Consider the following 14,729-nt stretch of genomic DNA (forward strand, 5'->3'; position numbering starts at 1 on the left):
GGAAAAGATGAGTCAGATTAATTTAGAATTAGCGAAAAAACTGATTGAAAGTGCTGAAAAGGAAGCGAACGAAATCAAAGTCCCTATGGTCATTAGCATTGTTGATGAGGGAGGGAATTTCATAGCCTGCCATCGCATGGATAATGCTTTGTTAGTCAGCGTAGATATTGCTCAAAATAAAGCATGGACTTCAGTAGCTATGAAAATGCCGACAGCAGATTTGGCGCAGGCAGCTGGAGCGGGAAAAGAGCTTTATGGTATTAATACAACAAATAATGGACGGGTTGTTGTGTTTGGCGGGGGAATTCCATTATGGAAAGACGGCCAAGTTATTGGTGCTGTAGGTGTCAGTGGTGGTTCTGTAGAACAGGATATACAAGTCGCTCAGTCCGCTGTGCAAGTATTTAGTGAGTTGGAATACTTGTTAAATGGTTAACCGATTTGCAGAATATAGTTTTGAATTATCTCATTTCGTTGTAGATGCATACTAAATTCTGTTCAAAATGTACCCTTAGGACTACCCATTACTTTTACTTTACGGTTCTAAGAGTGCAATCTATTTAAACGGAAAGATTGTATATATTTGAGATTCATATAAAATTTGGTGATAGAAGTAAGACAAGTCTTATTTATGTTTCCAAGATGAATGATTGTACGGAAGCTTATGGTATAAATAAAAGAGCTAATTCAATTGGATTAGCTCTTTTATTTATATAATATTTACGCATGATTCAAAACAAACTGTTTTATGTTGGAGCAGGGTTAGCAACTCCTAAAGGAAAAACGTTGGATGGCTTATATTGGAATCAGACGTTGTTTTCTTGGAAAAGAAATAGATAGAATGGAAGAAAGCTTATTATTAGTGATGTTTTACAAAAAATGCTAATATATTAATGGTTTAGTACGATTCATTATGGGAGCGCTTTCTTGCTATGTGAAATATAAAAGTTATAGCAAAGGGATAAATTAGGAGGGACACAAGATGATTTTTAAACTTAAAAATATCGTAGATTTGAACACTCTCCAGGAAATTCAAGATCTCTTTGCCGACGCGACAGGTTTGGGAGTTGTTATTTCAGACGAAAATGGAGCACCGCTTACAAAGCCTAGTAACTTCACTAACTTTTGTTCCTATATACGCTCAGCATCAGTTGAGGGGTTACGGGGATGTATATTATCAGATGAACGTTTAGGAAAAATGGCAGCTCAACAGGGAAAGACAATCATTCACCGTTGTCACTCTGGTTTGGTTGATTTGGCTGCTCCAATCATTCTCGATGAAAAATACCTGGGAGCAATCCTTTGTGGGCAGGTATTAATCCAAGGGCAGGATGAAGAGCGACTTGATCAGGTTCGTCAGAATACAAAGAATTTTCAAATTGACCAGAATATTCTTGATCATTACCTTGATCAAATTGAATTTGCTAATCAAAAACGGGTAGAAGCAGCAGCAGATATGCTTCTTCTAGTTGCCAATTATATTGTTAAGATGGGTGCAAACTATTTTACCCAAGAAGAATTAAATCAAAAAAATCAAAAATTGATGGAAGAACTACAGCTTCGTGCACAATTGGAAAAAACATTACAAGAAACGCAATTAAAAGTTTTACAGTCACAAGTTAATCCTCATTTCTTATTTAATACTTTAAATACGATTTCACGTCTGGCCTATCTTGAAGGCGCTGAACAGACGCAGGAGGTTACATATGCTCTATCCAAAATACTGCGGTATAGTTTACGTAACATAGACCAACTTGTAAGTTTAACGGAAGAGTTAGAGCATGCGCGGAACTATTTAAACATTCAGCAATCTAGATTTCGAAACAAAATTCAGTATGAACAAAGTTTGCTTTTTAATGTTGATGCTATAAAAATACCTATTCTTTGCGTCCAACCAATTATTGAAAATGCTATTCTACATGGGTTTGAATCACAAGGTAAAGTGGCTATTAAACTATGTTGTTTTTCTATGAATGATAACGTGGTAATTGAAATTTGTGATAACGGTGTAGGTATTTCACAAGAAAAATTATCATCCATACTTTCAGATGAAAAAACTAAAAGTAATGGTCATACCACGGGAATTGGTATAAAGAACGTACATAAACGAATTCAACATTATTTTGGAGAAGGTTATGGAATTACAGCCATTGAAAGTAGGAAAGGGGCAGGGACTAAAGTTCAGATTACAATCCCGAAAGTTGGGGGTGGCTTGGCTTGAAAGTAATGATTGTGGATGACGAACCGTTAGAACGGGAAGTGTTAACATTGATGATCAAGAAGCATAACTTTAAAGTAAATCAATTTTTCGAGGCGGAAAATGGTGTTGATGCTGTAAAATTGGCCAAGGAAGAACAGATGGATCTCGTGATTATGGATATCAAAATGCCTATAATGGATGGTCTAATGGCAGCGGAGATTATCAAAAAGGAAGTTTCTCATTGTCGAATAATTTTCCTTACAGCTTATGATGAATTTGATTTTGCCTATCGTACTATTAAATTGGGAGCGAATGATTTTTTATTAAAGCCAGCTCATTCAGAAGATATTCGACGGGCTTTAACGAAGTTTATACCAATGCTTGATACGAACCTCATTCCCACGCATTTAGAGAAGTCCAATGAGCATTACGATATTGTGAAAGTCAAAGATTATATCGAGCTTAATCTTCATATTGAGTTAAATTTAGAGAAGTTATCCAAGCTAGTCCATCTTAATTCGCAATACCTTAGTCGTTTGTTTAAACAGGAAACGGGTTTTACTATTACACAATATATAACGAGTCGTCGTTTGGAAAAAGCAAAACATTATCTTGTCCATACTAGGAAAACGATTGCAGAAATCAGTGAGAAATGTGGGTTTTCTGATTCAAATTATTTTGCGAGGGTTTTCAGAAAATATGAAGGCACGACACCAACACAATATCAACAACAAGCTATCGTTGGAAGAAAGAAACGATTAAATTCATTTAATAATTTTGTAATGTAGAGTATGTATTTTGGGTGAATGGGAGAGATAAAAAAAATCAGTTCTGGTGCAAAAATTTTAAGACAATATCGTGTAGTGGATTCCAAAGGAAACACAATTGATTTCTATCTCAGTAAAACAAGGGACAAAAGGGCTGCAAAGTGCTTCTTCAAGAAAGCTTTGCGGCCTCTTCATGTCTCTAAGCCTCGAGTTAGTAGAGTCTATAAGAAACGGGCTTGCCCTATAGCCCGTGAAGAGTTAAAAAAGAGAAAAGCAACTTGATAGTATGCAACTTACACAACAGAAGTACTTAAATAATATAGAGGATGCATGTATATGCCCCCTGTGTCGAATAGCTAAGAGGAAAAGCATATTATAAGCTAGGCTAATAGGCGTGAGAATATTTAATTAAACTAAAAAACCCCCCTAATCGGGGGAATCTTGCAATGAATATAAGTTTCAAGAATTTAAAGTTGATAGTCTTTCATTGTACTTTAACACTACGCGGTTCCTTTAAATTATATTTTATTAACTTCCGATATAAGGTGGACCTTGCTATTTTTAATTCTTTTGAAACAGCTGAAATATTCCATCCGCTTTGAATTAAGAGTTTTTTTATTAGCTCCATTTCTGCTTTTTCCGTTATGGAAAAGCTTGAATGTTCAACCTCACTAAGTGATTGTTGGGTTTGAAAGCTGGCTAAATAATCGGGTAAATGACTTTTTTCAATTTCAGCTGAACTGCTAAAGATGACGGCATGTTCCAGGGCGTTTCTTAGCTCCCTTATATTTCCCGGCCATTTGTAGCTTAAAAAGAAATTTTTTGTTTTCTCTTCTAAATGAAAAGGCAAGGGTTTATTATACTTTTTTGCAAATAAAGCTAAATAGTAATCACTAATCGGAATGATGTCTTCTTTCCTTTCCCATAACGAGGGAACCGTAAATGAGATAACATTTAGCCTGAAAAACAAGTCTTTTCTAAACAGTCCTTCCTCAATCATGGCCTCCAGATTTCTGTTTGTTGCAGCGATTACTTTTACGTCTATTTTAATGGTCTTTGATGAACCTAACCTAGTAAACTCTTTTTCCTGAAGTACCCTTAGTAAATGCACCTGTAAGTCAATCGGCATTTCTCCGATTTCGTCTAAAAAGATTATACCACCGTTTGCTTCTTCAAATTTTCCTTTCTTTCCTTCTTTTTTTCCTCCTGTAAACGTTCCGCTTTCATAACCGAATAGTTCACTGCCAATTAATTCTTTTTGTATGGCACCGCAATTAATTGTGATAAAAGGTTTATCACTTTTTGAACTTACTTCATGAATATACCTTGCAATCAGTTCTTTGCCCGTACCTGTTTCACCAGTTAATAAAATAGGGGTGTTGATCGATGCAATCTGCTGGCATTTATGTAATATATTTTTTATTTCCGCAGATTCACCAATCAAATGATGCTCCTTTGAGTGAGTTAGCATACTTGATGACGTGCTACTTTTATTTTTGAAAATAGCTATGTACCCCATTTCTTCTTTATTTATCATGATAGGGTTTAAATAGGAGAATTGAAACTCTTCCGCTTTATTCATGAAACTTGATGGATTTTGAAGAAGTTCTTTAATTTTTAAATGGTTATCAAATGTTAGTTCTTTTTTCAAATTTAAGGCATTCAGTAATGTTGGATCTCCATCAACAAGAACGGATTCGTTACTAAAGACAAGGACAGAATGATCCCTCCATTTTAACGTACATTGATGATAATATTCTTCTAGTTGTCTATATTTCGTCCTATAAACGGTAAGTAGTTGTTGTTCAATCATCTGTGCGAGGGAGACGGCTAACCCAAGTGTGTGAGGTTGTGTACTTGGCCAAAGTCCAGTGAAATCGATTGCTCCAATGACATTTTTGGTATATGGATGAAAAATAGGGGAGGAGGAACATGTCATTGGATGAAAGCCTTCACAAAAATGTTCAGCAGAAAAAACCTGAATAGGCTTTTTAGAAACAATGCTTGTACCAATGGCATTGGTGCCTGCTGCCCCTTCACTCCAATCCATTCCGGGAGAAAAATTCATTTTTTCCATTTTCCTCATAATATCTGGTTCGCCCTTTAAATAAATCATTTTCCCACTTTCATCATTAAGGGTAATTAAGTAGCCAGTCCCAATTAATGTATCATAAATATGGTCAATAATCGGTTTGGCTGCAAGATACAGGTCAGATTTGGAAAGAAGTTTCTCTAGTTCAAATGAGGTAAGTGCAGTTCTAGCTTGTTTTTGTTCTGGATTAATCCCCATCGATTGACAACGGCTCCATGAATCCAGTATTTGGCGGCGAACCACGGTTTGCAGATTTGTATAATTAGAAGGATTTGTCACGAATTTTTCCCATTTATGTTTTATTTCACTCACTTTGCTATGCAAATCCTGTGTGGAAAAAATAGAGAGAAAATAGTTTTTCAACTTTTTTAAAACCTCCTCAATATTATTCGGAACATTTCCAACTAAAAATCAGTCAATTAGAGGGATGAAACGCAAATGATTAAGAAGTTAACCACAATAAAAGTCTACATTTTAAAATATTCTGTATATTTAAAATATTAACTTAGCCCGTTATTTAAATCAAGTAGTTTAACTGTATCAAGGAAAACATTGTGTAGCGCTACATATGTTGCAAAATGCTACAGTCTTTCTATTAATCTCGTTTTACGCGACAACTATTAATGATTGGGAATTTTACTTGATAAAGCGTACCGTATAGCCCTATTTATTCGAAAATCCGAGGATTTTAAAGTGGTGGCACATTACTTGCATTATTAAGGGTAACAGCAAAAATATAACCAACGTATTTGTACATAAATTGCTGTTTAATTCATTTACTTACACTCGAAGGGAGAGAGTTGTAATTGGCCAAATCTCAAATTCTTGCCATTGATGCGGGCGGTACAATGACAGACACGTTTATTATTGATGAAAAAGGGGATTTTGTCGTAGGGAAGGCACAAACAACTCCGCTAGACGAACATATTGGACTATTAAACTCTGCTAAAGATGCTTTGAGCCAATGGAATACGAAAATGGAGGATGAATTCCCTAATTTACTTGCAGGTGTTTATTCTGGAACGGCAATGCTCAATCGCCTCGTTTCACGGGTAGGGCGTCGTGTTGGATTAGTTGTTAATAAAGGGATGGAGGATAACCATCGAATGGGTCGAGGGCTTCAGTCATTCCTTGGATACTCCTATTCCGACAAAATCCATATTAATACACATCACTTTGATCCGCCTCTTGTTCCAAGAAAATGGACAGTTGGCGTCACCGAGAGAGTGGACCTTTTTGGAAACGTTGTCATTCCCCTTTACGAGCATGAAATTGAACCAGCCATCCAAAAACTGATTGATGAGGATGTAGAAGCGATTGTAATCAGCTTACTTCACTCCTATAAATATCCTGCTCATGAAAGAAAAATTCGCGATATAGCGGAACAAATCGTAGCAAAAGCAAATAAAGATATTAAAGTTTTTGCAACGGTAGATTATTATCCGGTGCGAAAAGAATCCCACCGGACAAATACAACAATTGTCGAGGCATACGCTGCAGAGCCTTCACGCAAAACATTAGAAAACATTGATACAGCATTGAGAGAAGCGGGAACCAATTTTGATTTGCGGATTATGGCCAGTCACGGTGGCACAATTAGTATAAAAGCAAATGAATTGGCAAGAACCTGCGTTTCAGGTCCAATCGGAGGAATGGTTGGAGCCAAATACTTAGCAGAACAGCTTGGATTGAAAAATGTCGCATGTTCCGATATTGGCGGAACAAGCTTTGATATTGGTCTGATTACTCAAGGAGAATTAGCTATTAATGCAAGTCCTGATATGGCTCGGCTTGTCCTGTCATTGCCGCTAGTTTCCATGGATACAACGGGTGCGGGTACTGGAAGCTTCGTTCGAATTGATCCTAACTATGGAAATATTACTCTAGGACCAGACAGTGCAGGATCCCGTGTCGGTGTATGTAACCCTAAGGGCGGTCTTGATACAGTTACCGTTTCTGATTGCCACGTCGTTCTTGGTTTAATCAATCCAGATAATTTCATTGGCGGGGTGATTAAACTTTCAAAGGAAAAAGCCTATGAAGCGGTTAAAACACAAATTGCAGATCCGCTTGGGTTAACGGTTGAGGATGCAGCTTATGGGGTAATTGAATTATTAGAATCACAGCTTCGAAACTACCTTGAATCTATGATTCTAGGAAAAGGATATTCACCTTCGCAATATGTTTGCTTCTCGTACGGTGGCGGAGGTCCATTACACACAGCGGGCTATACGAAGGGGCTTGGCTTTGAGGATGTTCTGATTCCTGCTTGGGCAGCTGGATTCTCAGCATTTGGCTGTGGGGCAGCAGATTTCGAATATCGTTATGACAAAACATTGGATTTAAATGTCGATGATAGAGCAGAGGATTCAGATATTCTCCTAGCTGGTAGAGAATTACAAGCGGCATGGGATGAATTAAAGAAAAAGGTGACAGAGGAATTTAAGAAAAATGATTATTCTCCAGAAGAAGTTGATTTCCGTCTTCTTTATCGGATGCAATATCAGGGCCAATTGAATGACCTCGAAATCGAGGCTCCTATCTCTGCCTTTAAATCTGTCAACGATTGGGATAGCCTTATTCAAACATTCGAAGAGACCTATTCAAGAGTCTATGCAAAATCTGCCCTTTCTCCAGAGCTTGGATATTCTATCACAGGTGCCATTGTTCGTGGTGTGGTTGAAGTGGCAAAACCGCAAATTCCACAGGAGCCATTATTTGGTGAAACACCACCTGTCGATGCCTTTCTAGGATTCCGCAAAATTTATTGGAATGGCGAGCACCTTCAAGCCAAGATTTATGAAATGGAAAAATTGCTGCCTGGTAACCGAATTGATGCATTTTCAATCCTTGAATCAACAGCTACTACATTGGTTGTTCCAATTGGGTTTGAGGCTTATCTCGATGAAAATCGTATTTTCCATCTAAAAGAGATTAAGGAATAGGTTAAAAGTAAATATCTTAAGGAGGTACTGAATTTGGCGAAAACACTGACGGGCGTTCAAAAAAAGAAAAGAGGTATTGGCTGGGACGGTAAAACGTTAAAGGAAATGCGGAAGGAAATAACTGAAATTAGTAAAGAAACGGGTCATTATGCTGGTCTGAAGACGCTTCCATTTAAGGAAAGCGACCCGATTCGTTTTGAGAAAATTTATTCCAAGCTTCGCGGCGGAGTCGTGCATGCAAGGGAAACAGCAAAAAAAGTGGCTGCATCTCCAATTGTTGAGCAGGAAGGCGAATTATGCTTTAGTTTGTACACGCCTGAAGCCGATTCAATCGTTACATCTACCGGAATTATTATCCACGTAGGCACAATGGGTGCTGCGATTAAATTTATGATTGAAAACGATTATGAGGATAATCCTGGTATTGCTGATAAAGATATTTTCTGTAATAACGATAACCATGTAGGAAATGTCCACACATGTGATGTTCATACACTTGTACCTATTTTCTGGGAAGGTGAAGTTGTGGGCTGGGCTGGCGGTGTAACGCACGTAATTGATACAGGAGCATCTGCCCCAGGAAGTATGCCTATGGGTCCTGTTCAACGATATGATGATGGTTATCAAGTAACATGTCGAAAAATTGGACAAAATGATGTGTTATCGAAAGATTGGTTGCTTGAAAGTACACGATCAGTGCGTGCGGTGAAATACTGGACACTGGATGAAAAAACGCGCATAGCTGGATGTCATATGATCCGTGACCTTGTATTAGATGTAATCAAGGAGGAGGGCGTCGATGCCTATAAACAATTTATGCGTGAAATTATTGAGGATGGACGTCGAGGCTTTGTAAATCAGGTAAAAACGATGTTAATTCCGGGTAAATATCGTCAAGCTTCATTTGTAGATGTACCTTTTAAAGATTTGGATCTCCCTTCATTTGCTAAGCTTAATACAATTATTCATACACCTTCTGAAATCACTGTTCATAAAGATGCACAGTTCGAAATTGATTTTGAAGGGGCAAACCGTTGGGGCTGGCACCCGTTCAATGCAACACCTGTTTCAATTACGAGTGGAATATGGGTCATGCTTTCACAGACTCTTGTACCAAATGACCGGATTAATGATGGTGCCTATTACGCAAGTAAGTTTGGAATTCCATATGGATCCTGGTTTAATCCGGATGATATTCGTTCTGCCCATTCAAATACATGGCATGCGCTTGTGGCGGCATGGTCTCCACTTTGGCGCGGATTAAGCCGGTCTTACTATGGACGCGGTTATTTAGAAGAAGTAAATGCTGGAAATGCTCATACATCTAACTGGTTAATGGGAGGAGGATATGATCAATATGGTCAATTATCCGCAATGAACAGCTTTGAGACCTCATCATGCGGGGTGGGGGCAAGTGCCGTTCAAGATGGAATCAGCCATTCCGCTGCTCTCTGGAATCCAGAGGGGGACATGGGGGATATGGAAATTTGGGAAATACTTGAACCGCTTATCTTTTTAGGAAGACAAATTTTACCTGGATCAGGTGGGGCTGGTAAATACCGGGGTGGAAATGGTTGGCAATCACTTCGTTTAGGTTGGGGGGCAGAAGAATGGACCATGTTTGTTGCAGGTGCTGGAGTAATGGCGACAGACTGTGGTCTAATGGGAGGATATCCAGCTTCCGCAGGGTATCGATTCCAAGCAAATAAAACGAATATCAAAGAACGTATTGAGAAGGGACTACCTATTCCATTAGGCGGAGATGTGGATCCAGATCATCCTACTTATGAGGAAAATATGGATGCCGAGGTTGTGTACCGTGATAGACAAGCAGTGTCTACACAAGAACAATTTGGTGATTACGATGTGATTATGAACTACCTTCGTGGGGGCCCAGGATTTGGCGATCCGCTTGAAAGGAATCCAAAGCAGGTAGAAGAAGATTTAAATGAAAAGTACATCCTTCTTCGTTATGCAGAACAAGTGTATGGTTGTGTCTTTACAGAAAAAAATGGAGTCTATACGGTTGATTTACAAGCTACTGAACAAAAGCGTAAGCAAATCCGCAAGGAACGTTTAGATCGCAGTCAGCCAACAAAAGAGTGGATGAAAGGCGAAAGAAAGCAGATTTTGAATGAAAATGCTGCGATACAAGTTAAACATATGTATGCACAAAGCTTTGCTTTAAGTGAAAAGTTTACAAATGAATTCAAGAGCTTCTGGAACATTCCTGAAGAATGGATGATTTATGAAGATGATTTAGGCGTACCTACACTAGGGTCACGCATTAATCGATTCAAACAAAAGAAAAAACAATAAAATTGAGACAAAGAGGTGAAGAAAGTGGCAAAATACGACAAGAAAAGAATTGCCGAGCTAATTGATGGGACATTAGAGTTTTATCAGTTGAAAGATATGATGTCAAGCCATAAAGATCCTGAGCGTTTTGAAATTTATAGGGAGGTTTTGCAAGATCGTGTGAGTTGGGATGACCCAATCCTGCTTCCATATGGATTGCATCTATATATTGTGCAAAAAGCAAATGGAGATCGTATCGTTAAATGCGACTGCGGCCATGAATTCTGTGATTATAAAGAAAATTGGAAGCTACATGCGCGTATTTTTGTTAGGGACACAGAGGAGAAAATGAATGAAATTTATCCTAAATTAATGTCACCAGACCCAGAGTGGCAGGTTATTCGCGAATATTATTGTCCAGGATGTGCAACTCAGTTGGAGGTTGAAGCAGTGCCTCCTTGGTATCCAATTATTCTTGATTTCGAACCAGATATTGATACATTTTATAATGAGTGGATCAAGAAACCATTGCCAACGGTTAAATAGATTTTAAGTGGTGATTTTCTAGGATGTGAGGCCCTTAGGGGTTTCCCTATATTTTTCCCGCAGTGAGACTGCCATCAGAGGGTGATAAGAGAAAACTCCCACTGATGGCAGTCTCACTTTATTTATTGATCTAAATACACCAAAAAAAATCCTATTGTTGATGCTATGATTAAAAAGAACAAATAGATCTACGGAATCAGTCTGTTCGAAATCAGAAAGAATTCATTCATCAATTGTTTGTGCTAGCATCATAAGACATGATTCCGTTAAGGCATAGATACGCTGCCTTCTTTTTTACTTTATTTTTGCACCAGAACCGAAATAATCAATCACCGAAACAAAACCGGCTGTTTTAAATAACATAGTCGGTTTTTCTAATTTAAGAGACTATTTCGGTAATCAAGTAGTGATTTATAGGGGATTTCGAGAAGTTTCGTGACTTTTTCGAGGCCTTTATTTCAAGTTAGTATGGAGAATAAAATTTAATTCTACCTTGCGATAAAATATGTTGTCAATAATAAATTTGTAATATTTTTAAAAAATGTTATAATAGTCTTACAAGTGTTTTTTCAATCGTATTCCGAATTCTGCTGTATTTTTTGCAGATAGAATTATGGATACGTTTTTTTAATATCTTTTTTAGACTGAAGAAAAATTCAAACAGTTGTGTGAACTTTATAAGGAAGTTAGTTGAATAAAATCAGTAATTTACTATCTAATAGTAATCGAGTTTTTATTCTACAAGGAGGACTAGAATAATGAATCTAATCAATAAAAAAGTTACACACAAGCGTTTTGGTATGGGTAGTATAGTTAAACATAATGATTCTAGTATTGAAATACATTTCGCATCGGAAAATAAAAAGTTTGTTTTCCCCGATGTATTTGGAAAGCACCTAAAACTACATGATGAAAGTGTTGCTAATTCAATTGAAAAAATTATAGAAAAAAAGGAAATGGAACGAAAGGAGGAAGAATGGAAGAAAGAAGAGGAAAAAAAACTACAACAAAAAAAACAGGAACTTCGCTTGGAGTATGAAAAACTTATGAAAAATCATAAACTTCATCCCGAATCACAAATGGTTTTTTGGTGTGACGCAGAAGAACAGAATAGTGCTTTTTCAGAGTGGAAAGTTTTTTCAGGCGTAATAAAAAGTGGTAATAACAAGGGGAAGTCAAACAAACCCATCCGCTTGCACCAAAATAGCGCTGTCCTGTTAACAGCAATAGATCCCAGCATGCCTGAAAAAGACAGACGTATCTTAGGTGTCTATATGGTGAACGAAGATTTTATCGGTAAGCTTTGTGAAGATGGATATATTCCTGCTCATTCAAAATACAGACTCCAACTTACAGAACGGGAATCAGACCAGATGCTTTTCTGGGAATACTATGTAAATGGAAAATTTCCCCACAAAATGACATGGAATACAGGTAAATACCGTTATTTTGATAATTCATGGATGGCTCAAATTTTGCTTGATATAGTTTCGTTGAAAAGTGACCCAAAGGAACGAGAGCTGGCACAACAATTTTTTGAACAATTTTGTAAAATGAATCAGATAACAGATCAAGAGTTACCAAAGCCTAATGGCGCATTAATGCGTAGTTAGACGCTAGCTCAAAGATAATAAGAATGACAGGGGACAGACGCGTTTTTCCCACCCATCACTAATGGGAAACAGTGCCTGGCTATTGTGAAGCGGTAGTGTATAAAGCTGGTATAATAAGAAAGCAGATGGTATAGAAAAAATCTATATCATCTGCTTTTTTTGTTTATACAAATACCATTTTTAAAAAATTTATGTCAAAGGATTTCATGGAGCTGGTGAATTAAGAAATCAATTGATGAACACGAAATCAACAGATGAAGTGCGTGCATTGCTTGATAAATTTGAAAAAGAATAATGAATTTTAAAGCTAAATATTAAAATGTTACGATGTGGCAGTATGATAAATAGCTTTTCATGTAATAGCTTTTTCAAATAGATGGTTAATATGTATGTAAAGATTAGGCAGGAATATACTTGAACGGTTAGTTAATAACTTTATTGTGATAAGATAAATTAAACGTATTTTATGACTAAAGGAAGATTTAAATGAAGAATCGATTTTCGATAGGAGAAATGGCTAGGCTACATAATACGACCATAAAAACTTTAAGATATTATGATGAAATTGGATTATTGAAGCCTATTCAAATTGATATAAACAACGGATATAGATACTATTCAACCGAACAGTTTGAACAGCTAAACACCATTCATTATTTGAAAGAGTTAGGGTTTTCTCTTAAGGAAATAAGTGGGCACCTACAACATAGGGATATTAATGGTTTTTTAGCTTTGTTAGAGAAACAAAAAGTGATAACAGAAATTAAAATAAAAGAGTTAGAACGAATAAGACGTAGATTTCAAAATCGAATCAATGATATTAAACTAGCAGGGAGAATAAAACAACTAGGGGTTGTAACTATTAAAGATATGAAAGAGAGGAGAATTGTAAGGTTAAACGAAACAATTCGTTCAGAACCAGAGCTAGAAATCTCCCTTCGGCAATTAGAGAATATGTCAAATATGAGCTCTTCCATATTTATTGGAGGAGTTGGATTTACCGTAAGTATAAGTAACATAATAAATACCAAGTTTGATGAATATAACTCTATATTTATTTTAGTCGAAGATGATATTCAAAGCTCTTTAGTCACAACTCTACAGGAGGGAAAGTATGCCTGTATTTATTATAACGGAAATCATAACGACTCCCCTGAACATTATAGAACCTTACTGAATTGGATTTATCATAACGGTTTCCAAATTATTGGGGACTCTGTTGAAAGAACAATAATTGATCATTATATTTCAGGCAGTAAAGATGATTACCTAACAGAAATACAAATACCAATAGAGTGTTGACCCTTCCCTTACAGGAGGGTCTATATTTTTGATTAAGAGTATTAGTTAAAAGGAGAAATGATTATGTTTGGGACAATATTTAATACAATGATGATAATAATCGGAAGTATTGTCGGAAGTATCTTTAAAAAGGGGATAAAAGATGAATATCATAATATTATAATGCAGTCAATGGGGCTAGTAGCCATGGGATTAGGAATAAATGCACTAGTACAACATTTACCTTCCAGCAAATATCCGGTACTTTTTATTGTAAGTTTAGCCGTAGGGGGATTGCTCGGTCAAAGACTTAATTTGGAATCGAAATTTAATGCTTTAGTTAATAAATATTCTAAGGGTAATTTAGCTGAAGGGTTATCAACTGCGATTCTTTTATTTTGTATTGGAACGTTATCTATATTAGGTCCTGTAGAGGCTGCGTTAAAGGGAGATTATACATATCTACTTGCAAATGGTATGTTGGATGGAATTACTTCGATTGTTTTAGCATCGACATTCGGTATTGGGATAGCTATTGCAGGAATTGTGTTATTTATATGGCAAGGTTCCATTTATTTAATTGCTATTTTAATGGAGAACTCTATAAATAATGACCTTCTAAATGAAATGACTATTGTAGGAGGTATATTGATATTAGCATCTGGTTTAAGTATTTTGGGTATTAAGAAATGTAATACCTTAAATCTTCTGCCATCATTAGTAATTCCCCCCATTGTATTTTTGATTATTCATTTAGCCCATTTATAATATTTGTGAAATATTGCACTTACACTAAAGAGGACTTGAATTAAATATGGATTTAAAGCTAAAAAAGTCGATTCCTTAACGCTCAGAGGAATTGACTTTTTTAATTTGTTCTGTTCAAAGGCTCTTGTTCGTTAAATATTATTAGGATTTTTGTAGGGCGTCTATACATCTAGCTATAGCTACTAGGTGCCTAAAGGTTATAGGCTAATCAAATATTAA

The 14,729-nt window shown here is 36.6% G+C and carries 10 protein-coding genes and 3 pseudogenes; 12 read left to right on the forward strand and 1 reads right to left on the reverse strand.

What is annotated here, in order from left to right:
- Positions 1-7: 7 nt before the first annotated feature.
- The 4 genes and pseudogenes from D1953_RS04205 to D1953_RS04220 form a co-directional block, all read left to right on the forward strand.
- On the forward strand, positions 8-436 hold the full coding sequence (locus tag D1953_RS04205) for a GlcG/HbpS family heme-binding protein (protein ID WP_119115915.1): 429 nt from the start codon (positions 8-10) through the stop codon (positions 434-436).
- A 546-nt stretch (positions 437-982) separates the two neighbouring features.
- Complete coding sequence (locus tag D1953_RS04210) at positions 983-2,221, forward strand: sensor histidine kinase (protein ID WP_119115916.1); 1,239 nt, start codon at positions 983-985, stop codon at positions 2,219-2,221.
- A 5-nt stretch (positions 2,222-2,226) separates the two neighbouring features.
- Positions 2,227-2,988 (forward strand): response regulator transcription factor, encoded by a 762-nt coding sequence (locus D1953_RS04215; protein WP_245979907.1) that lies wholly within the window; start codon positions 2,227-2,229, stop codon positions 2,986-2,988.
- A gap of 66 nt (positions 2,989-3,054) precedes the next feature.
- A pseudogene (locus tag D1953_RS04220) lies at positions 3,055-3,289 on the forward strand (DDE-type integrase/transposase/recombinase); the annotation flags it as partial.
- A 162-nt stretch (positions 3,290-3,451) separates the two neighbouring features.
- On the opposite strand, the gene D1953_RS04225 reads toward D1953_RS04220, so the two are convergent.
- Positions 3,452-5,422, reverse strand: a complete 1,971-nt coding sequence (locus tag D1953_RS04225) for a sigma-54-dependent Fis family transcriptional regulator (protein ID WP_119115918.1) — start codon at positions 5,420-5,422, stop codon at positions 3,452-3,454.
- A 443-nt stretch (positions 5,423-5,865) separates the two neighbouring features.
- Here D1953_RS04225 and D1953_RS04230 point away from each other — a divergent pair, with 443 nt between their 5' ends.
- The 8 genes and pseudogenes from D1953_RS04230 (at position 5,866) to D1953_RS04265 (ending at position 14,510) form a co-directional block, all read left to right on the forward strand.
- Positions 5,866-8,004: a hydantoinase/oxoprolinase family protein gene (locus D1953_RS04230; protein ID WP_119115919.1), complete on the forward strand. Its 2,139-nt coding sequence runs from the start codon at positions 5,866-5,868 to the stop codon at positions 8,002-8,004.
- Between the two features lie 33 nt (positions 8,005-8,037).
- Complete coding sequence (locus D1953_RS04235; RefSeq protein WP_119115920.1) at positions 8,038-10,323, forward strand: hydantoinase B/oxoprolinase family protein; 2,286 nt, start codon at positions 8,038-8,040, stop codon at positions 10,321-10,323.
- Positions 10,324-10,347: 24 nt separating this feature from the next.
- Positions 10,348-10,848, forward strand: a complete 501-nt coding sequence (locus tag D1953_RS04240) for an acetone carboxylase subunit gamma (RefSeq protein ID WP_119115921.1) — start codon at positions 10,348-10,350, stop codon at positions 10,846-10,848.
- Positions 10,849-11,021: 173 nt separating this feature from the next.
- A pseudogene (locus D1953_RS04245) lies at positions 11,022-11,102 on the forward strand (IS6 family transposase); the annotation flags it as partial.
- A 504-nt stretch (positions 11,103-11,606) separates the two neighbouring features.
- The gene (locus tag D1953_RS04250) at positions 11,607-12,461 is read left to right on the forward strand and encodes a malate synthase (RefSeq protein WP_119115922.1); all 855 of its coding nucleotides are present in this window, start codon (positions 11,607-11,609) and stop codon (positions 12,459-12,461) included.
- 184 nt (positions 12,462-12,645) lie between these two features.
- A pseudogene (locus D1953_RS21645) lies at positions 12,646-12,756 on the forward strand (tRNA-dihydrouridine synthase); the annotation flags it as partial.
- Positions 12,757-12,947: 191 nt separating this feature from the next.
- Positions 12,948-13,763, forward strand: a complete 816-nt coding sequence (locus tag D1953_RS04260) for a MerR family transcriptional regulator (protein ID WP_119115923.1) — start codon at positions 12,948-12,950, stop codon at positions 13,761-13,763.
- Between the two features lie 63 nt (positions 13,764-13,826).
- The gene (locus tag D1953_RS04265) at positions 13,827-14,510 is read left to right on the forward strand and encodes a DUF554 domain-containing protein (RefSeq protein WP_119115924.1); all 684 of its coding nucleotides are present in this window, start codon (positions 13,827-13,829) and stop codon (positions 14,508-14,510) included.
- Positions 14,511-14,729 lie beyond the last annotated feature (219 nt).

Origin of the sequence: Peribacillus asahii (assembly GCF_003570725.1) — a bacterium.
Lineage (GTDB): Bacteria > Bacillota > Bacilli > Bacillales > DSM-1321 > Peribacillus > Peribacillus asahii.

Bases quoted from the DNA above. Each gene is read 5' to 3' on its own strand.
- D1953_RS04210 (WP_119115916.1), top strand. From the start codon at position 983: ATGATTTTTAAACTTAAAAATATCGTAGATTTGAACACTCTCCAGGAA.
- D1953_RS04260 (WP_119115923.1), top strand. From the start codon at position 12,948: ATGAAGAATCGATTTTCGATAGGAGAAATGGCTAGGCTACATAATACG.
- D1953_RS04205 (WP_119115915.1), top strand. From the start codon at position 8: ATGAGTCAGATTAATTTAGAATTAGCGAAAAAACTGATTGAAAGTGCT.
- D1953_RS04265 (WP_119115924.1), top strand. From the start codon at position 13,827: ATGTTTGGGACAATATTTAATACAATGATGATAATAATCGGAAGTATT.
- D1953_RS04215 (WP_245979907.1), top strand. From the start codon at position 2,227: ATGATTGTGGATGACGAACCGTTAGAACGGGAAGTGTTAACATTGATG.
- D1953_RS04250 (WP_119115922.1), top strand. From the start codon at position 11,607: ATGAATCTAATCAATAAAAAAGTTACACACAAGCGTTTTGGTATGGGT.